This window comes from Marinoscillum sp. HNIBRBA16962 (genome assembly GCF_057801515.1).
On record NZ_CM173603.1, the window covers coordinates 5,185,501 to 5,208,990 of the forward strand.

The window sequence follows — 23,490 nt, forward strand, 5'->3', positions numbered from 1 at the left end:
AGATGACTCCTAATACCCATCTCACTTATTACCATTAGTTATATATCCCACCCACCGATATAACGATCCACACTTTATTAATCACCAAAATAGAAACATGATGAATTCAATTATCGCAAGTGGATTACTCCGGCCTTTTCTGAACCGGATACTCATCCTATCCTTTTCAAATTATTTAAAGACAAGCATCCTGAATCGTTTTTATGTTTTATCAATATTTATTCCGGTCCTGGTATTTCAAACAATTCCCGTAACCGGACAAACCACAATATGGCATGAAGATTTTAATAATCTGCCAGATGGTGTTACCAGATACGCGGGTGAAGCAGGCTGGGACCAGGACCTTCAGGGCGCCAGTGTTTCGGGGCATTTTGAGGTTACTAACAACAAGTATGAAGCTCATCATGTAAACGATGAGGTATTGTGGGTCTCAGAGATCATCAACATCAAATACTACCAGAATGTAGGAATTTCAATAGACCTTGCAGAAGAAGGAGATCTGGAATCTTCAGACTCTATCAATGTATACTACCGGGTAGATGGAGGGCAACCTATTCCTCTTCAAAATGCAAAACATACGAATGATTTTGCTCCTGTGACTGCCACAGCATCAGGTATCTCCGGAGAAAAATTACAGATCATTGCTCATTTTAGAAATGGTGCTGATGGAGAGAAGCATTCCATTGACAACATCAATGTCACCGCAGAATCTGTTTCCTGGCCCAGTGATCAGGTAGTATGGTACGAGACCTTCAATGACCTGGCGGATAACACAACGGTGGACAATGACAATTCATCCTGGACTAGAGACATATCAGCTACTTCAGTTGGCAGCACTGGTTTATTTGACATACGGCAGTCCAGGCTACTGGCATGGGATCTCAAGGGAGAAGCCGTGTGGACCAGTGAAGTTATCGATATCTCTCATCATCAGAGTGTAGATATCTCTGCAGATCTATACAGCTACGGAGCGCTGGAAAGCAGCGATTACATCAGATTATACTACAAACTCGACGGAGGAACAGAAACATTGCTTACCAATGGAGAGATCACTGGTTCAGCCAGTGACATTGTAACCGCTTATGGAAACGGGCTATCAGGCAGTACGATCCAGTTGGTGGCACGAATGCTCAATACCTGGGAAGATGAGCATCACGTACTGGATAATATCCTGATCAAATCAAACGGCTTGCTCAATGTGATCTGGTATGAAGATTTTGATAATTTGCCAGATGGCATCACCATGCACGCAGGTGAAGCCGGTTGGGGCCAGGATCTTCAGGGTGCCAGTATTTCTGGTCATTTTGAAGTTATTAATAACAAATACGAAGCCCACCATGTAAACAGCGAAGTGTTATGGGTTTCTGAGCTTATCAATATCAAATACTATCAAAATGTAGGGGTGCTGGTGGACCTTGCAGAGGATGGAGAACTAGAATCTTCCGACTCGATAAATGTTTATTACCAGGTAGATGGTGGACCACCCATACCACTGCATGATGCTAAAAATATCAACGATTTTTCTCCAGTAACAGCCACTGCATCAGGTATCTCCGGCGAGAAGCTACAGATCATCGCTCACTTCAGGAATGGTGCTGATGGTGAGAAACACACTTTGGATAATGTATATGTGACCGGTGAACCAGGCACCTTGCCCAGTGATCTGGTATGGTATGAGACATTCAACGATCTGGGTGATCAGGCCACCTCAGACAATGGCAGTTCTGCCTGGTCCAGGGATATATCAGCCACTTCTATGGGTAGTAATGGCTACTTTGATGTACGCCAGTCCAGATTACTGGGAAGGGACCTCAAAGGAGAAGCTGTTTGGACCAGTGAGGTGATAGATATATCGCAGCATCAAAGTGTGGACATCTCCACAGACATATACAGCTACGGAGCACTGGAAAACAGTGATTATATCAGGGTTTATTACAAACTTGATGGGGGCACAGAAACGTTGCTTACTAACGGAGAAATCACCGGTTCCGCCAGTGACCTTGTAACCGCTTATGAAAACGGGTTATCAGGCAGCACCATCCAGTTAGTGGCACGGATGCTCAATACCTGGGAAGATGAACATCACATGCTTGACAATATCCTGGTCAAGTCAAATGGAGAAGCCTTCCTGGTTACCGCTACAGGTGGGGAAATAACTTGCTCTGACCCTGAAGTGACCCTGACAGCAACAGCTTCCATAAGTGGAGTTACCTGGTCATGGTCGGGACCCAATGGATTTACATCAACTACGCAAAACCCCACAATTACTGAGGCGGGAACTTACGTGGTAACTGCTACAAATCCGAATAATGGAAATACAGCCACAGATACTGTGGAAGTAACCGCCGAGATCGTGTACGTTTCCGCTTCAGTAAGTGGATCATTAACCTGCACCACTACATCCGTTACACTTTCAGGAAGCTCAGATGCCGCAGATGCCACTTACAGTTGGTCTGGTCCGGGAGGTTTTACTTCAACATTACAAAACCCTGAAGTAGGCACACCTGGCGAGTATACAGTGACCGTAACTTCTGGTAACTGTAGCGCTGAAGCGAATGTAACGGTAGAAGCAGATATCCTGCAACCTGAGGTAGATGCCACCGCATCAGGAACCTTGTCCTGCATCACCTCCAGTGTGACGCTGAATGCATCCTCCCCCACAGCAGGTGTAACTTACGAGTGGACCGGACCCGATGGATTCACAAGCACTTCCCAGAATCCAGAGGCCAGCACAGCGGGCACTTATACGGTAACAGCCACTAATCCAAACAATGGCTGTATGTCATCCCAAACAATTGATGTAACCGGAACAAGCAGTTCCCTGACAGATATCTGGGTAGAAGGGTTTGCATTGAACGAGCGGGACATGGTGGACAATGGGCCTACAGCCTGGACTCTTTCTTATAGTGGCTCTGGTAGCTCCTGGGTACATTCCAATAAACTGGTAAGTAATAATCTCGGGTCTGAATCGGTTTGGACTTCTGAAGTGATTGATATTTTGGCATTTTCGGATGTTACCATTTCCATGGATGTTCTCGGGGAAGGAAGTCTGGACCTCAATTCAGATTATTTCAGGGCTTATTATATCCTGGACGGAGGGAGCGAGATCCCTTTTATAGACCACAATAATGATGGGCCTTTCTCAGTGACAACCACCACCTCCCCGGCATTAAATGGGAGTACACTCCAGCTAGTTGTAAGACAGTACAATACAGGTAGTAGTGAAATATATCGACTTGACAATGTGGCCGTTACAGGGATCAGTGTCTCTTCTACAAATTTCTGGGAAGAAAATTTTACACATAGTAATGGAACTACAACTGATAATGGCAGCACCTCCTGGTCAACCAGTAATTCGGGTTCTGGAAGTATATCCGTGAATAACAACTCCCTTAGAATCACCGCTATCGGAACCAGTGGAGAAGGGACTTTTACTTCCGAGAGCATTGATATTTCCGGCCAAACTAATGTACATATATCAATGGGCATAAGAAGTGCAGTGGACGGGTCGGGTGTTATGAATGCTTCCGGCACCTATATGGATTACCTGCGTATCTATTATAAAATCGATGGTGGCCCTGAAGTACTGTTGAAAGAGAAACTGGCTGCCATCAACAGTCACAACACCACATATACCACCGTAACGAGTGGGTCGCTCAGTGGTTCCAACCTACAAGTCATCATCAGATCACGAGCCACCGGCAGCAATGAATATTATTTTGTAGACAATATGACCGTATCCGGAAGCTCGGCGGGTTCCATATCTGCGTCTGCATCAGTAAGCGGACCATTGACATGTACTACCACATCTGTTACGCTTTCAGGAAGTTCCGATGCCCCAGGAGCAACCTACAGTTGGGAAGGCCCGGGGGGATATTCTTCAAGCTCCCAAAACCCGCAGGTAAGTGTGCCTGGTGAATATACATTAACAGTAAGTTCAGGCAGCTGTAATGCTGAAACAAGCGTGACGGTTGAGTCCAACACCTTGCAACCTGGGGTGAGTGCTTCTGTGTCTGGAGCCTTGTCTTGCACCACTTCAAGTGTCACACTCGACGCTACGTCTTCCACAGCAGGTGTAACTTACGAATGGACTGGGCCTGCTGGATTTACCAGCACCTCTCAAAATCCAGAAATCAGTACTGCGGGCACTTACACGGTTACTGTCACCAACCCGGTCAATGGATGTGTAGCCTCCCAGTCAGTGGAGGTAATTGCCGGGACGGATACTGCCAGTGATTTTTGGGTGGAGGACTTTTCACATCCAGATGGAACTATTGTTGACAATGGCAACACGGCCTGGTCGATCCAAAACCCGGGCACGGGCATCTTCTCTGTGCAAAACAATGAATTTAAGGCTTCCTTTGATGCGGCCAACGAAGGGATCTGGCTCTCTGAGGTGATTGACATTTCAGACAAGACAGATGTATCTGTTTCGGCTTCATTGCGAAGTGAGGTGCTCGGCGATTTTGATAGTGATGACTACATTCGAGTGTCTTATGTACTGGACGGGGGAACGGAAACGCTGTTCTTTGAGGATTATTACGGCCTGGATGACGCCAACACGGCCGCTACCGGATATGCGACGGCATTGTCTCCTACCCTTAACGGTAGTACGCTTCAGGTAATCATACGCCTGCGAAACACTTGGGATGATGAGCGATATTATGTAGAGGATGTGACACTAACCGGCACATCGGTCGATGAAGCCATGACACTTTCCGCCTCAGTGAGTGGGGACATTACATGTGCTGCTACTTCGGTAACACTTTCTGGTAGTTCCGATGCTCCAGGAGCAACCTACAGTTGGGAAGGCCCGGAGGGGTTCGTTTCAACATTACAAAACCCAGTAGTAGACACGCCAGGTGATTATACACTGACTGTAACCTCCGGTAGCTGTAGCGCTGAAGCGAATGTAACGGTAGAACAAAACACACTACCACCCAACGTGGATGTGTCCGTTCCTGATATTATTACTTGTGCTAATCCAGTGGTGACGCTGAATGCTTCTTCCCTCCTATTAGATGCAACCTTCTATTGGACCGGCCCAGCAGGTTTTAGTTCTACAGTATCTTCCCCGGAAATAACCTCAGGTGGAACTTACTTATTGGAGGTAACCAACCCACTCAACGGATGTGTTGCAGATACTACTGTCGAAGTATATGAAAATATCACCACTCCCAACCTCACAGCGGTGGCCAACCACAGCACCATAACCTGTGAAAACGAGGAAGTCATACTTACGGCCAGCTCCACGACTGCAAACACCATCTTCACATGGGATGGGTTTACCGAAGGGGAAAATCCGGTGACCATCACCACACCAGGGGTATACAGCGTCGTTGCCAAAAACACCGTCAACGGATGTGAAAGCAGTCCGCAGGAGGTGACCATAGGCTTTGATCAGACTACTCCTAACCTCACAGCGGTGGCCAACCACAGCACCATAACCTGTGAAAACGAGGAAGTCATACTTACGGCCAGCTCCACGACTGCAAACACCATCTTCACATGGGATGGGTTTACCGAAGGGGAAAATCCGGTGACCATCACCACACCAGGGGTATACAGCGTCGTTGCCAAAAACACCGTCAACGGATGTGAAAGCAGCCCGCAGGAGGTGACCATAGGCTTTGATCAGACTACTCCTAACCTCACAGCGGTGGCCAACCACAGCACCATAACCTGTGAAAACGAGGAAGTCATACTTACGGCCAGCTCCACGACTGCAAACACCATCTTCACATGGGATGGGTTTACCGAAGGGGAAAATCCGGTGACCATCACCACACCGGGAGTCTACAGCGTCATTGCCAAAAACACCATCAACGGGTGTGAAAGCAGTCCGCAGGAGGTGACCATAGGCTTTGACCAGACCACTCCTAACCTCACAGCGGTGGCCAACCACAGCACCATAACCTGTGAAAACGAGGAAGTCATACTTACGGCCAGCTCCACGACAGCAAACACCATCTTCACATGGGATGGGTTTACCGAAGGGGAAAATCCGGTGACCATCACCACACCAGGGGTATACAGCGTCGTTGCCAAAAACACCGTCAACGGATGTGAAAGCAGCCCGCAGGAGGTGACCATAGGCTTTGATCAGACTACTCCTAACCTCACAGCGGTGGCCAACCACAGCACCATAACCTGTGAAAACGAGGAAGTCATACTTACGGCCAGCTCCACGACAGCAAACACCATCTTCACATGGGATGGGTTTACCGAAGGGGAAAATCCGGTGACCATCACCACCCCGGGAGTATACAGCGTCATTGCCAAAAACACCATCAACGGGTGTGAAAGCAGCCCGCAGGAGGTGACCATAGGCTTTGACCAGACCACACCTAACCTCACAGCGGTGGCCAACCACAGCACCATAACCTGTGAAAACGAGGAAGTCATACTTACGGCCAGCTCCACGACAGCAAACACCATCTTCACCTGGGATGGGTTTACCGAAGGGGAAAATCCGGTGACCATCACCACCCCGGGAGTATACAGCGTCATTGCCAAAAACACCATCAACGGGTGTGAAAGCAGTCCGCAGGAGGTGACCATAGGCTTTGATCAGACCACTCCTAACCTCACAGCGGTGGCCAACCACAGCACCATAACCTGTGAAAACGAGGAAGTCATACTTACGGCCAGCTCCACGACAGCAAACACCATCTTCACATGGGATGGGTTTACCGAAGGGGAAAATCCGGTGACCATCACCACCCCGGGAGTCTACAGCGTCATTGCCAAAAACACCATCAACGGGTGTGAAAGCAGCCCGCAGGAGGTGACCATAGGCTTTGACCAGACCACACCTAACCTCACAGCGGTGGCCAACCACAGCACCATAACCTGTGAAAACGAGGAAGTCATACTTACGGCCAGCTCCACGACAGCAAACACCATCTTCACATGGGATGGGTTTACCGAAGGGGAAAATCCGGTGACCATCACCACCCCGGGAGTCTACAGCGTCATTGCCAAAAACACCATCAACGGATGTGAAAGCAGTCCGCAGGAGGTGACCATAGGCTTTGACCAGACCACACCTAACCTCACAGCGGTGGCCAACCACAGCACCATAACCTGTGAAAACGAGGAAGTCATACTTACGGCCAGCTCCACGACAGCAAACACCATCTTCACATGGGATGGGTTTACCGAAGGGGAAAATCCGGTGACCATCACCACCCCGGGAGTCTACAGCGTCATTGCCAAAAACACCATCAACGGGTGTGAAAGCAGTCCGCAGGAGGTGACCATAGGCTTTGACCAGACCACTCCTAACCTCACAGCGGTGGCCAACCACAGCACCATAACCTGTGAAAACGAGGAAGTCATACTTACGGCCAGCTCCACGACAGCAAACACCATCTTCACATGGGATGGGTTTACCGAAGGGGAAAATCCGGTGACCATCACCACCCCGGGAGTCTACAGCGTCATTGCCAAAAACACCATCAACGGATGTGAAAGCAGCCCGCAGGAGGTGACCATAGGCTTTGACCAGACCACACCTAACCTCACAGCGGTGGCCAACCACAGCACCATAACCTGTGAAAACGAGGAAGTCATACTTACGGCCAGCTCCACGACAGCAAACACCATCTTCACATGGGATGGGTTTACCGAAGGGGAAAATCCGGTGACCATCACCACCCCGGGAGTATACAGCGTCATTGCCAAAAACACCATCAACGGGTGTGAAAGCAGCCCGCAGGAGGTGACCATAGGCTTTGATCAGACCACTCCTAACCTCACAGCGGTGGCCAACCACAGCACCATAACCTGTGAAAACGAGGAAGTCATACTTACGGCCAGCTCCACGACAGCAAACACCATCTTCACATGGGATGGGTTTACCGAAGGGGAAAATCCGGTGACCATCACCACACCAGGGGTATACAGCGTCGTTGCCAAAAACACCGTCAACGGATGTGAAAGCAGCCCGCAGGAGGTGACCATAGGCTTTGATCAGACCACTCCTAACCTCACAGCGGTGGCCAACCACAGCACCATAACCTGTGAAAACGAGGAAGTCATACTTACGGCCAGCTCCACGACAGCAAACACCATCTTCACATGGGATGGGTTTACCGAAGGGGAAAATCCGGTGACCATCACCACACCAGGGGTATACAGCGTCGTTGCCAAAAACACCGTCAACGGATGTGAAAGCAGCCCGCAGGAGGTGACCATAGGCTTTGATCAGACTACTCCTAACCTCACAGCGGTGGCCAACCACAGCACCATAACCTGTGAAAACGAGGAAGTCATTCTCACGGCCAGCTCCACGACTGCAAACACCATCTTCACATGGGATGGGTTTACCGAAGGGGAAAATCCGGTGACCATCACCACACCAGGGGTATACAGCGTCGTTGCCAAAAACACCGTCAACGGATGTGAAAGCAGCCCGCAGGAGGTGACCATAGGCTTTGACCAGACCACTCCTAACCTCACAGCGGTGGCCAACCACAGCACCATAACCTGTGAAAACGAGGAAGTCATACTTACGGCCAGCTCCACGACTGCAAACACCATCTTCACATGGGATGGGTTTACCGAAGGGGAAAATCCGGTGACCATCACCACACCAGGGGTATACAGCGTCGTTGCCAAAAACACCGTCAACGGATGTGAAAGCAGCCCGCAGGAGGTGACCATAGGCTTTGATCAGACTACTCCTAACCTCACAGCGGTGGCCAACCACAGCACCATAACCTGTGAAAACGAGGAAGTCATTCTCACGGCCAGCTCCACGACTGCAAACACCATCTTCACATGGGATGGGTTTACCGAAGGGGAAAATCCGGTGACCATCACCACACCAGGGGTATACAGCGTCATTGCCAAAAACACCGTCAACGGATGTGAAAGCAGTCCGCAGGAGGTGACCATAGGCTTTGATCAGACTACTCCTAACCTCACAGCGGTGGCCAACCACAGCACCATAACCTGTGAAAACGAGGAAGTCATACTTACGGCCAGCTCCACGACTGCAAACACCATCTTCACATGGGATGGGTTTACCGAAGGGGAAAATCCGGTGACCATCACCACACCAGGGGTATACAGCGTCATTGCCAAAAACACCGTCAACGGATGTGAAAGCAGCCCGCAGGAGGTGACCATAGGCTTTGATCAGACTACTCCTAACCTCACAGCGGTGGCCAACCACAGCACCATAACCTGTGAAAACGAGGAAGTCATTCTCACGGCCAGCTCCACGACTGCAAACACCATCTTCACATGGGATGGGTTTACCGAAGGGGAAAATCCGGTGACCATCACCACACCAGGGGTATACAGCGTCATTGCCAAAAACACCGTCAACGGATGTGAAAGCAGTCCGCAGGAGGTGACCATAGGCTTTGATCAGACTACTCCTAACCTCACAGCGGTGGCCAACCACAGCACCATAACCTGTGAAAACGAGGAAGTCATACTTACGGCCAGCTCCACGACTGCAAACACCATCTTCACATGGGATGGGTTTACCGAAGGGGAAAATCCGGTGACCATCACCACACCAGGGGTATACAGCGTCGTTGCCAAAAACACCGTCAACGGATGTGAAAGCAGCCCGCAGGAGGTGACCATAGGCTTTGACCAGACCACACCTAACCTCACAGCGGTGGCCAACCACAGCACCATAACCTGTGAAAACGAGGAAGTCATACTTACGGCCAGCTCCACGACAGCAAACACCATCTTCACATGGGATGGGTTTGCCGAAGGGGAAAATCCGGTGACCATCACCACCCCGGGAGTCTACAGCGTCATTGCCAAAAACACCATCAACGGATGTGAAAGCAGTCCGCAGGAGGTGACCATAGGCTTTGACCAGACCACACCTAACCTCACAGCGGTGGCCAACCACAGCACCATAACCTGTGAAAACGAGGAAGTCATACTTACGGCCAGCTCCACGACAGCAAACACCATCTTCACATGGGATGGGTTTACCGAAGGGGAAAATCCGGTGACCATCACCACCCCGGGAGTATACAGCGTCATTGCCAAAAACACCATCAACGGGTGTGAAAGCAGCCCGCAGGAGGTGACCATAGGCTTTGACCAGACCACACCTAACCTCACAGCGGTGGCCAACCACAGCACCATAACCTGTGAAAACGAGGAAGTCATACTTACGGCCAGCTCCACGACAGCAAACACCATCTTCACATGGGATGGGTTTACCGAAGGGGAAAATCCGGTGACCATCACCACCCCGGGAGTATACAGCGTCATTGCCAAAAACACCATCAACGGATGTGAAAGCAGTCCGCAGGAGGTGACCATAGGCTTTGACCAGACCACACCTAACCTCACAGCGGTGGCCAACCACAGCACCATAACCTGTGAAAACGAGGAAGTCATACTTACGGCCAGCTCCACGACAGCAAACACCATCTTCACATGGGATGGGTTTACCGAAGGGGAAAATCCGGTGACCATCACCACCCCGGGAGTATACAGCGTCATTGCCAAAAACACCATCAACGGGTGTGAAAGCAGCCCGCAGGAGGTGACCATAGGCTTTGACCAGACCACACCTAACCTCACAGCGGTGGCCAACCACAGCACCATAACCTGTGAAAACGAGGAAGTCATACTTACGGCCAGCTCCACGACAGCAAACACCATCTTCACATGGGATGGGTTTACCGAAGGGGAAAATCCGGTGACCATCACCACCCCGGGAGTATACAGCGTCATTGCCAAAAACACCATCAACGGGTGTGAAAGCAGCCCGCAGGAGGTGACCATAGGCTTTGACCAGACCACACCTAACCTCACAGCGGTGGCCAACCACAGCACCATAACCTGTGAAAACGAGGAAGTCATACTTACGGCCAGCTCCACGACAGCAAACACCATCTTCACCTGGGATGGGTTTACCGAAGGGGAAAATCCGGTGACCATCACCACCCCGGGAGTATACAGCGTCATTGCCAAAAACACCATCAACGGGTGTGAAAGCAGTCCGCAGGAGGTGACCATAGGCTTTGATCAGACCACTCCTAACCTCACAGCGGTGGCCAACCACAGCACCATAACCTGTGAAAACGAGGAAGTCATACTTACGGCCAGCTCCACGACAGCAAACACCATCTTCACATGGGATGGGTTTACCGAAGGGGAAAATCCGGTGACCATCACCACCCCGGGAGTCTACAGCGTCATTGCCAAAAACACCATCAACGGGTGTGAAAGCAGCCCGCAGGAGGTGACCATAGGCTTTGACCAGACCACACCTAACCTCACAGCGGTGGCCAACCACAGCACCATAACCTGTGAAAACGAGGAAGTCATACTTACGGCCAGCTCCACGACAGCAAACACCATCTTCACATGGGATGGGTTTACCGAAGGGGAAAATCCGGTGACCATCACCACCCCGGGAGTCTACAGCGTCATTGCCAAAAACACCATCAACGGATGTGAAAGCAGTCCGCAGGAGGTGACCATAGGCTTTGACCAGACCACTCCTAACCTCACAGCGGTGGCCAACCACAGCACCATAACCTGTGAAAACGAGGAAGTCATACTTACGGCCAGCTCCACGACAGCAAACACCATCTTCACATGGGATGGGTTTACCGAAGGGGAAAATCCGGTGACCATCACCACACCAGGGGTATACAGCGTCGTTGCCAAAAACACCGTCAACGGATGTGAAAGCAGCCCGCAGGAGGTGACCATAGGCTTTGATCAGACTACTCCTAACCTCACAGCGGTGGCCAACCACAGCACCATAACCTGTGAAAACGAGGAAGTCATACTTACGGCCAGCTCCACGACAGCAAACACCATCTTCACATGGGATGGGTTTACCGAAGGGGAAAATCCGGTGACCATCACCACCCCGGGAGTATACAGCGTCATTGCCAAAAACACCATCAACGGGTGTGAAAGCAGCCCGCAGGAGGTGACCATAGGCTTTGACCAGACCACACCTAACCTCACAGCGGTGGCCAACCACAGCACCATAACCTGTGAAAACGAGGAAGTCATACTTACGGCCAGCTCCACGACAGCAAACACCATCTTCACCTGGGATGGGTTTACCGAAGGGGAAAATCCGGTGACCATCACCACCCCGGGAGTATACAGCGTCATTGCCAAAAACACCATCAACGGGTGTGAAAGCAGTCCGCAGGAGGTGACCATAGGCTTTGATCAGACCACTCCTAACCTCACAGCGGTGGCCAACCACAGCACCATAACCTGTGAAAACGAGGAAGTCATACTTACGGCCAGCTCCACGACAGCAAACACCATCTTCACATGGGATGGGTTTACCGAAGGGGAAAATCCGGTGACCATCACCACCCCGGGAGTCTACAGCGTCATTGCCAAAAACACCATCAACGGGTGTGAAAGCAGCCCGCAGGAGGTGACCATAGGCTTTGACCAGACCACACCTAACCTCACAGCGGTGGCCAACCACAGCACCATAACCTGTGAAAACGAGGAAGTCATACTTACGGCCAGCTCCACGACAGCAAACACCATCTTCACATGGGATGGGTTTACCGAAGGGGAAAATCCGGTGACCATCACCACCCCGGGAGTCTACAGCGTCATTGCCAAAAACACCATCAACGGATGTGAAAGCAGTCCGCAGGAGGTGACCATAGGCTTTGACCAGACCACACCTAACCTCACAGCGGTGGCCAACCACAGCACCATAACCTGTGAAAACGAGGAAGTCATACTTACGGCCAGCTCCACGACAGCAAACACCATCTTCACATGGGATGGGTTTACCGAAGGGGAAAATCCGGTGACCATCACCACCCCGGGAGTCTACAGCGTCATTGCCAAAAACACCATCAACGGGTGTGAAAGCAGTCCGCAGGAGGTGACCATAGGCTTTGACCAGACCACTCCTAACCTCACAGCGGTGGCCAACCACAGCACCATAACCTGTGAAAACGAGGAAGTCATACTTACGGCCAGCTCCACGACAGCAAACACCATCTTCACATGGGATGGGTTTACCGAAGGGGAAAATCCGGTGACCATCACCACCCCGGGAGTCTACAGCGTCATTGCCAAAAACACCATCAACGGATGTGAAAGCAGCCCGCAGGAGGTGACCATAGGCTTTGACCAGACCACACCTAACCTCACAGCGGTGGCCAACCACAGCACCATAACCTGTGAAAACGAGGAAGTCATACTTACGGCCAGCTCCACGACAGCAAACACCATCTTCACATGGGATGGGTTTACCGAAGGGGAAAATCCGGTGACCATCACCACCCCGGGAGTATACAGCGTCATTGCCAAAAACACCATCAACGGGTGTGAAAGCAGCCCGCAGGAGGTGACCATAGGCTTTGACCAGACCACACCTAACCTCACAGCGGTGGCCAACCACAGCACCATAACCTGTGAAAACGAGGAAGTCATACTTACGGCCAGCTCCACGACAGCAAACACCATCTTCACATGGGATGGGTTTACCGAAGGGGAAAATCCGGTGACCATCACCACCCCGGGAGTATACAGCGTCATTGCCAAAAACACCATCAACGGGTGTGAAAGCAGCCCGCAGGAGGTGACCATAGGCTTTGACCAGACCACTCCTAACCTCACAGCGGTGGCCAACCACAGCACCATAACCTGTGAAAACGAGGAAGTCATACTTACGGCCAGCTCCACGACAGCAAACACCATCTTCACATGGGATGGGTTTACCGAAGGGGAAAATCCGGTGACCATCACCACCCCGGGAGTATACAGCGTCATTGCCAAAAACACCATCAACGGGTGTGAAAGCAGCCCGCAGGAGGTGACCATAGGCTTTGACCAGACCACACCTAACCTCACAGCGGTGGCCAACCACAGCACCATAACCTGTGAAAACGAGGAAGTCATACTTACGGCCAGCTCCACGACAGCAAACACCATCTTCACCTGGGATGGGTTTACCGAAGGGGAAAATCCGGTGACCATCACCACCCCGGGAGTATACAGCGTCATTGCCAAAAACACCATCAACGGGTGTGAAAGCAGTCCGCAGGAGGTGACCATAGGCTTTGATCAGACCACTCCTAACCTCACAGCGGTGGCCAACCACAGCACCATAACCTGTGAAAACGAGGAAGTCATACTTACGGCCAGCTCCACGACAGCAAACACCATCTTCACATGGGATGGGTTTACCGAAGGGGAAAATCCGGTGACCATCACCACCCCGGGAGTCTACAGCGTCATTGCCAAAAACACCATCAACGGGTGTGAAAGCAGCCCGCAGGAGGTGACCATAGGCTTTGACCAGACCACACCTAACCTCACAGCGGTGGCCAACCACAGCACCATAACCTGTGAAAACGAGGAAGTCATACTTACGGCCAGCTCCACGACAGCAAACACCATCTTCACATGGGATGGGTTTACCGAAGGGGAAAATCCGGTGACCATCACCACCCCGGGAGTCTACAGCGTCATTGCCAAAAACACCATCAACGGATGTGAAAGCAGTCCGCAGGAGGTGACCATAGGCTTTGACCAGACCACACCTAACCTCACAGCGGTGGCCAACCACAGCACCATAACCTGTGAAAACGAGGAAGTCATACTTACGGCCAGCTCCACGACAGCAAACACCATCTTCACATGGGATGGGTTTACCGAAGGGGAAAATCCGGTGACCATCACCACCCCGGGAGTCTACAGCGTCATTGCCAAAAACACCATCAACGGGTGTGAAAGCAGTCCGCAGGAGGTGACCATAGGCTTTGACCAGACCACTCCTAACCTCACAGCGGTGGCCAACCACAGCACCATAACCTGTGAAAACGAGGAAGTCATACTTACGGCCAGCTCCACGACAGCAAACACCATCTTCACATGGGATGGGTTTACCGAAGGGGAAAATCCGGTGACCATCACCACCCCGGGAGTCTACAGCGTCATTGCCAAAAACACCATCAACGGATGTGAAAGCAGCCCGCAGGAGGTGACCATAGGCTTTGACCAGACCACACCTAACCTCACAGCGGTGGCCAACCACAGCACCATAACCTGTGAAAACGAGGAAGTCATACTTACGGCCAGCTCCACGACAGCAAACACCATCTTCACATGGGATGGGTTTACCGAAGGGGAAAATCCGGTGACCATCACCACCCCGGGAGTATACAGCGTCATTGCCAAAAACACCATCAACGGGTGTGAAAGCAGCCCGCAGGAGGTGACCATAGGCTTTGACCAGACCACACCTAACCTCACAGCGGTGGCCAACCACAGCACCATAACCTGTGAAAACGAGGAAGTCATACTTACGGCCAGCTCCACGACAGCAAACACCATCTTCACATGGGATGGGTTTACCGAAGGGGAAAATCCGGTGACCATCACCACCCCGGGAGTATACAGCGTCATTGCCAAAAACACCATCAACGGGTGTGAAAGCAGCCCGCAGGAGGTGACCATAGGCTTTGACCAGACCACTCCTAACCTCACAGCGGTGGCCAACCACAGCACCATAACCTGTGAAAACGAGGAAGTCATACTTACGGCCAGCTCCACGACAGCAAACACCATCTTCACATGGGATGGGTTTACCGAAGGGGAAAATCCGGTGACCATCACCACCCCGGGAGTATACAGCGTCATTGCCAAAAACACCATCAACGGGTGTGAAAGCAGCCCGCAGGAGGTGACCATAGGCTTTGACCAGACCACACCTAACCTCACAGCGGTGGCCAACCACAGCACCATAACCTGTGAAAACGAGGAAGTCATACTTACGGCCAGCTCCACGACAGCAAACACCATCTTCACCTGGGATGGGTTTACCGAAGGGGAAAATCCGGTGACCATCACCACCCCGGGAGTATACAGCGTCATTGCCAAAAACACCATCAACGGGTGTGAAAGCAGTCCGCAGGAGGTGACCATAGGCTTTGATCAGACCACTCCTAACCTCACAGCGGTGGCCAACCACAGCACCATAACCTGTGAAAACGAGGAAGTCATACTTACGGCCAGCTCCACGACAGCAAACACCATCTTCACATGGGATGGGTTTACCGAAGGGGAAAATCCGGTGACCATCACCACCCCGGGAGTCTACAGCGTCATTGCCAAAAACACCATCAACGGGTGTGAAAGCAGCCCGCAGGAGGTGACCATAGGCTTTGACCAGACCACACCTAACCTCACAGCGGTGGCCAACCACAGCACCATAACCTGTGAAAACGAGGAAGTCATACTTACGGCCAGCTCCACGACAGCAAACACCATCTTCACATGGGATGGGTTTACCGAAGGGGAAAATCCGGTGACCATCACCACCCCGGGAGTCTACAGCGTCATTGCCAAAAACACCATCAACGGATGTGAAAGCAGTCCGCAGGAGGTGACCATAGGCTTTGACCAGACCACACCTAACCTCACAGCGGTGGCCAACCACAGCACCATAACCTGTGAAAACGAGGAAGTCATACTTACGGCCAGCTCCACGACAGCAAACACCATCTTCACATGGGATGGGTTTACCGAAGGGGAAAATCCGGTGACCATCACCACCCCGGGAGTCTACAGCGTCATTGCCAAAAACACCATCAACGGATGTGAAAGCAGTCCGCAGGAGGTGACCATAGGCTTTGACCAGACCACACCTAACCTCACAGCGGTGGCCAACCACAGCACCATAACCTGTGAAAACGAGGAAGTCATACTTACGGCCAGCTCCACGACAGCAAACACCATCTTCACATGGGATGGGTTTACCGAAGGGGAAAATCCGGTGACCATCACCACCCCGGGAGTCTACAGCGTCATTGCCAAAAACACCATCAACGGATGTGAAAGCAGTCCGCAGGAGGTGACCATAGGCTTTGACCAGACCACGCCTGCCTGCAGCCTGAATGTGGAAAACAATACTTCTGTTGCAGGGGGTTCCAGTAATACAATCAGTACGACTTTCGATGCAGATTACAGCTACCAGTGGACCATCTCTCCGAATGACAATGGGTGGGGGATCACTTCGGGACAAAACACGAACACCCTCACTTATGTGGCCGGAAGTAGTGGAAGCTCAGTTTCGATCAGTGTAGAAGTCACTGATATTACCAATGGATGTTCTACTATATCTCCATGCTCAGTGACCCTGGATGCTTCTACTTCTACGACTAGTGTACAAAGTACTTCTACCAGAGAAGTCAGCAACACCAGTATCTCCGCCGAAGAGTCATGGGAATACTCTGCTTCTCCTAACCCGTCTGAGAGTATGATCAACATTTCATTCAGGAGCCCGGCAAAAGGAAATGTGAGAGTAGAGATCTATGACATGACCGGGTCGCTTGTCGAAACTGTCTTTGACGGATGGGTGGAAAAAGGCACCCGATATACAGCACCCTTCAACGAAAATAGAAAAGTGCCATCTGGTATCTACTACTACCTGATCCGGTCTGAGCATAATGTGATTAAAAACAGGATCATGATCACCAAGTAAGATTTACCTGTCTGAATAAAGAAAGCCATTGATCTGGTATCGGATCAATGGCTTTCTCTTTTTACTGAATGTTCAGGAGGACATAAAAAAAGGTTCAAGCCGCTCCCGACTTGAACCTAAAGGTCAAAAACTCAAAATAAAAGGACTAATAGAATATCAAATATAACATTTTTCGCAAAAAATAAAAGAAATACTGAACAAATTAAAGAATGTTATCGTTGATAGTATTACTATTATATTTTTTAGTAATACTTATTTAAATGACAGTTTTACAATTACAGCTTAATGATAATTTCTTCCTGAAAAACCCTCAGAGTACTCCCCTGGGAAAGAAGATTATAAAGCACAGCATCATGCTGATAGACGTACTTGGTTTCGAGGCTTTTACATTCAAAAAATTGTCTCACGAAATTGAATCAACGGAGGCTTCAGTATACAGGTATTTTGAAAACAAGCACCGCTTGTTAATGTACCTGATTACCTGGTATTGGGCATGGACTGAATACCGCATCACTTTTGAGACACATAACCTGGCGGACCCAAAGGAACAGCTCGATAAGGCACTGAAAATTATCAGTGAAAAGAAACTCCCGGACGAAAATTTCCCGGATATAAACGAGAGTGCACTACAGCGGATTGTGATAGCTGAATCGGATAAAACATATCTGACCAAACAGGTCGATGCAGATAATAAAGAAGGCTTGTTTAGAGGATATAAATCTCTATGTGATACGATCAGTCAAATGATCCATAAGATCAATCCCAACTTTCAGTATGCTCATGCCCTGATAAGTACAGCATTGGAAGCTTCAAATCAGCAGATATTTTTCGCAAGCCACCTGCCTTCTTTAACTGAAGTGAGTCGGGAAGATGACCCATTTGAAGCCAACTATGAATTTCTGAAAACAATGGTTTTTAAAACTGTATCAAGCGATATATGAATAATCATCAGATCATAAAAACACTCCAGGAATCTGCAGATATACTAAAAATGGACCTGGAGAGCTACTCGCTTGCTGCTCTGGACCAAACACATCGAGAGTATGAAGGAGATGAGCTTGTAGAATTTATTCGAGACCTGGTAGAATCAAGTAGCGATTGTGGAATGATCATGCTCGAAAAGCACCTGGTTGAGCAGCGATTCAAGGAATTTATGAAGACCTATGAATCTCCAGTGATCGTTTTTGCGAAAGACGATGAGTTGGCGCCGGTTCTGATCAAAAAAGAGAAAAAACTATTTCACATCATCAAAGTAAAAAGCAGGCGTGTAGAAAGATCCGTAGCTGAAAACCTGAATGATCTGGACCTGGCTTGTACGGATAGTTTGGAAGTGATATTCCTTTCAGTTTTTAACTATCAGAGTCTGGTGAGCGACCAGCCAGGGACCTCCGAAAGATCAAATGCACTGTCCCCGATCAAAAGACTTTACAAACTCCTGGCCTCAGAGAAAAAGGACATCATGTATGTGTATGTCTACGCATTGCTTATTGGTCTGCTGAGTTTGAGCTTGCCTCTGGGGATACAGGCGGCCGTAGAGTTAATCAGCGGGGGTGTTGTTTTCAGTTCTGTTTATCTACTTATTGCTTTTGTAATCGTGGCAGTTATGGGAACCGGAGTACTTCAGGTTTTCCAAATCACCATAGTAGAGTACTTACAGCGCCGGGTGTTTACTAAAGCTGCTTTTGAGTTTGCATTCAGGGTACCTCGTATTCGTATGGAATCCGTACTAAACCTGCACATGCCAGAGCTGATGAATCGCTTTTTTGATGTGCTCACCCTACAGAAAGGTTTGCCCAAGCTCTTGATAGATCTTTCCACAGGGGTTATCCAAATTCTATTTGGGTTATTGCTCCTCTCCTTCTACCACCCATTTTTTGTGTTTTTTGGTTTGGTTTTAGTTTCTATTCTATTCGGGATTTTTTACCTCACAGGCCCAAAAGGCCTGAAGTCCTCCATCACAGAATCTAAATATAAATACAAGGTAGTCTACTGGCTTGAGGAAATGGCACGGACGCTTTACTCCTTCAAGCTATCGGGTAATACAATGCTTCCCATTAAAAAAACCGATTATAATGTCAATAACTACCTGAAAAACAGGGCCACCCATTTCAATGTGTTAATCAGTCAGTATGCATATGTTCTGTTATTCAAAACCGTAGTAACCGGTGGCTTGCTCATTTTGGGCACAATACTGGTTGTTGGCAGGGAAATTACACTCGGACAGTTCGTGGCTGCAGAGGTAATCATCATTCTGATACTTGGTTCAGTAGAAAAGATCATTATGTATATGGATGTGGTCTACGATATGTTAACAGCTGTAGACAAAATTTCGCATGTTACAGACCTGCCGCTCGAACCAACCGGAGGAATTGATATACCTAGAGAGAGCCTGGAAAAAGGCCTCTCCGTACAGATGAAAAAGCTCAGCTATGAGTACGCCAACAATACATACAAATCACTGGAGGATGTAACCCTCAAAATAAATGCTGGTGAACGAATATGCATCAGCGGACGAGGGGGCTCCGGAAAAACCACACTGACCAACATCATATCCGGTATTCATACAGCGTATGAAGGCATCATCACATACAATAACTATAGCTTGAAAGACCTGGACCGTACATTTCTCAGAGACAAGATCGGAAAAAATGTTTCCACTGAAGACATTTTTGAAGGCTCCATCCTCGATAACATCCTGGTGGGGAAACCATTCGCCAGCGCAGAGCTTGCCATAGAGGCTATAGAAAAAGTTGGACTTGCAGATGATATCTATAGATTAAAAGATGGACTGAACACTGAGTTGCTAAGTGCCGGCAAAGGATTTAGCAGCTCTTTTATCAATAAGCTTATTCTCGCAAGGTGTCTGGCAAAACACCCCTCTCTGCTCATTCTCAATGACTTCTTTAATAATTTCCAAAAGCAGGAACGGCTTAAGCTTATTGAAATGCTGACAAACGATGAAAACAAATGGACATTGATCGTTGTCAGCAATGATCCGCTGGTCATGGCAGCAGCTGATCGGGTTTTGTACCTGGAAGAAGGCAGGATCATAGCAGATGGGTCCTTTGAGGAAGTAATAAAAAATGAAAACATCGTCAAAAACATTTATTAGATAGGAGATGCTCAATATATCTGATGATAAGGTTGATAATATTCTGGAAGAAGGAGATTATCACTCGCTACGAACCCTGAAAACACCAAGACTGGGCAGACAGCTGGCCCGGGTGCTTTTGGCTATTATTGGCGTGAGTATCCTTGTGCTTTTCCTGCCCTGGCAGCAAAATATTCGCGGAACAGGCAATCTCACCGCCTTAAATCCCAAAAACCGCCCCCAAACGATAGAAACCACAATCGCTGGAAGGATAAAAGACTGGAAAATACAGGAAGGACAATATGTGAATAAGGGTGATACCATTCTTTCTCTTTCAGAAGTCAAAGAGAAGTTTTTTGACCCAAACCTTCTGCTACGTCTCGTGCAGCAGATTGAAGCTAAAGAAGGGAGTCTCATTGCCAAAGAGGAAAAGAGCAATGCACTTAGAACGCAAATTGCTGCTTTAAAAGAAGCCAGGAATATCAAAATACAGCAAGCTCAAAACAAACTGAGGCAAACACACTTGAAATTAGAGAGTGACAGCATTGCCTTTGAGGCTGAAAAGATCCAATATCAGAACGCTAAAAACCTATTTGAACGAAACAAAAAACGATATGAAGCCGGGAACATTCCATTAACAAAGTTTCAGGAGATAGAAACAAAGTTTCAGCAGAGCATGGCCAAACTAAATGCCACTGAAAATAAGTTTTTACAATCCAGGTCAGAGCTTATTATAGCCACAGTAGACATATCAGGACTACAAGCTGAATACACCGACAAAATCAGCAAAGCCCAGTCTGATCTCAGTGCTACTTTAGCGGACCTCTATGATACTGAAGGGTCATTGGCAAAAATGAAAAATGAATATACCAACATGAGTATCCGAAATGAGCAGTACCAGATCACCGCTCCACAGTCAGGATATATAGTAAAAGCCCTAAAGGCAGGTATTGGCGAAATCATAAAGGAAGGGGAAGCAGTATCTACTATTATGCCTGAAACAAATGACAAAGCGGCAGAAATGTTTATCAAAGCAATGGATCTGCCCTTCATTAACCAGGGCAGGAAAGTACGAATAGAATTTGATGGCTGGCCGGCTTTACAGTTTTCAGGGTGGCCAAATGTATCTGTTGGGACTTTCGGTGGCGTGGTGCAGGTGATCGATCGTGTAGAAAGCAAGCCTGGTCTGTTTCGAATACTGGTAAAACCCGATCCGGAGGCTGAACCCTGGCCGGAAGAAGTAAGAATGGGGTCTGGTGTAAAAGGCTGGGTAATGCTCAATAATGTACCAATCTGGTTCGAACTATGGAGGCAGCTCAATGGATTTCCACCTGCTATTTATGAAAATGGTGAAAGAGTAAACGTAAAGAAAAAGTGATGAAAATCTACATTTCATGGGTTTTAGCATCGTTTGTCTTTGTTGCTAACATTCACGGTCAGACAGGTGATTCCATGAAGATTCTATCTATCAGCGATGTATTAGCGTTAGCTGGGGAAAATCATCCCATCATAAAGCAGGCACAGCTCCAACAAGGATTTGCTGAGGCTGAACTCAGAGCAGCCAAAGGAACATTTGACCCTAAGCTTAGTTCACAGTTTTCATCAAAAGACCTTAAAGGCACAAACTATTATAGTAAGTTTCACAACAGCCTGAAACTACCTACATGGTTTCCCCTGGATCCAAAGGTGGAGGTGTACAGAAATGAAGGGGCCTATTTGAATCCGGAAAATTATGTCTCTTCCTCAGCTGATTACTGGCAGGTCACCACAGGTGTAAGTCTGCCTATCGGTAAAGGGCTATTCATAGATGAAAGACGAGCACTGGTAAAACAGGCGAGATACTTTGGTGATCTGGCAGAGGCCGAACAAATCAAACTAACCAATAAAATCCTTTTCACGATCATCAAAACATACTGGGACTGGTATCTTGCATATCGCGAATATCAGCTTATGCAACAAAGCGTTAGTATAGCTGAAACACTTTTTGATCGGGTAAAAATGGATTACAGTTTTGGTGAAGCTGCAGTGGTGGACACGGTTCAGTCTAAAATCACCTATCAGTCAAGAAAAATTGACTTTCAAAAGGCGAAACTCGTCTATACGCAAGCAAAGCTGGCCATGGAAATCCATCTATGGGGTCCTGATGATATCCCACTTGAGCTCACAAACAATGTAATCCCCACCGAAGATGAAAAGATAGGTCTTGTCCCCGCAGATTCTTTAATCCATGAGCTCTATAGCTGGGCACGAACTAACCATCCGGAAGTACAAAAGCTAGAAGCAAAAAAGAACCAAATAACCGTAGAGCAACAATGGTACAGGGAAAGCCTGAAGCCGGAAATCAACCTCCGCTATTCGTTGATTGACGCTCCATTCGGCAGGGATGAAGTGGAGGCTCCTCAGTGGGAAGATAATTACAAGCTGGGTATAGACTTCACCTTTCCCCTTTTTCTGAGAAAAGAACGAGGAAAGCTGCAGAAGAGTCAGCTCTACATTGAGCAGATAGATTTTGACAAAGTGCAGCTTCAGCAGGAAATTACAGCCTCTGTACAAAGTACTTATGCTGAATTAACCACCAACCAGGTACTGGTAGACGAATATGAATCTATGGCCGAAAATTACCGCAGACTCCTCGAAGCGGAGATTTTTAACCTGGAAAATGGAGAAAGTGACCTTTTCAAACTCAATATCCAGCAAGACAAATACATCGAAGCACAAAAGAAATATTTAAATGCCTTGGTAAAATTTGAAAAACTTAAGGCTTCCCTCCCTTATACCATCGGCTTACCAAATTTAGCTTACGAAAACCTGTACGAATAAGAACACTTCTCTTGTTTTAAGTGTACATTTACGGACACGTGAAATAGTTATAACCGGCTTAGAGCACTGAAAGTCCACATTTTTACTGTTGGCACTATTT

5 protein-coding genes are annotated in these 23,490 nt (G+C 48.7%); all 5 read left to right on the forward strand.

Going from position 1 to position 23,490, the window contains the following annotated elements:
* The first annotated feature begins 97 nt into the window (after positions 1–97).
* The 5 genes from AC3E9V_RS21665 to AC3E9V_RS21685 all read left to right on the forward strand — a co-directional run bounded on the left by AC3E9V_RS21665 (position 98) and on the right by AC3E9V_RS21685 (position 23,390).
* A complete protein-coding gene (locus tag AC3E9V_RS21665; protein WP_488750257.1) occupies positions 98–17,479 on the forward strand; it encodes a T9SS type A sorting domain-containing protein in 17,382 nt (5,793 codons plus the stop codon).
* A 260-nt stretch (positions 17,480–17,739) separates the two neighbouring features.
* Positions 17,740–18,420: a TetR/AcrR family transcriptional regulator gene (locus tag AC3E9V_RS21670; RefSeq protein WP_488750258.1), complete on the forward strand. Its 681-nt coding sequence runs from the start codon at positions 17,740–17,742 to the stop codon at positions 18,418–18,420.
* Entirely contained in the window at positions 18,417–20,591 is a 2,175-nt protein-coding gene (locus tag AC3E9V_RS21675; protein WP_488750259.1) for a peptidase domain-containing ABC transporter, read from the forward strand. Before AC3E9V_RS21670 ends, AC3E9V_RS21675 begins: the two co-directional genes overlap by 4 nt.
* Positions 20,592–20,598: 7 nt before the next feature.
* Positions 20,599–21,948 (forward strand): HlyD family secretion protein, encoded by a 1,350-nt coding sequence (locus AC3E9V_RS21680; RefSeq protein WP_488750260.1) that lies wholly within the window; start codon positions 20,599–20,601, stop codon positions 21,946–21,948.
* Complete coding sequence (locus AC3E9V_RS21685; RefSeq protein WP_488750261.1) at positions 21,948–23,390, forward strand: TolC family protein; 1,443 nt, start codon at positions 21,948–21,950, stop codon at positions 23,388–23,390. Before AC3E9V_RS21680 ends, AC3E9V_RS21685 begins: the two co-directional genes overlap by 1 nt.
* Positions 23,391–23,490: the final 100 nt, after the last annotated feature.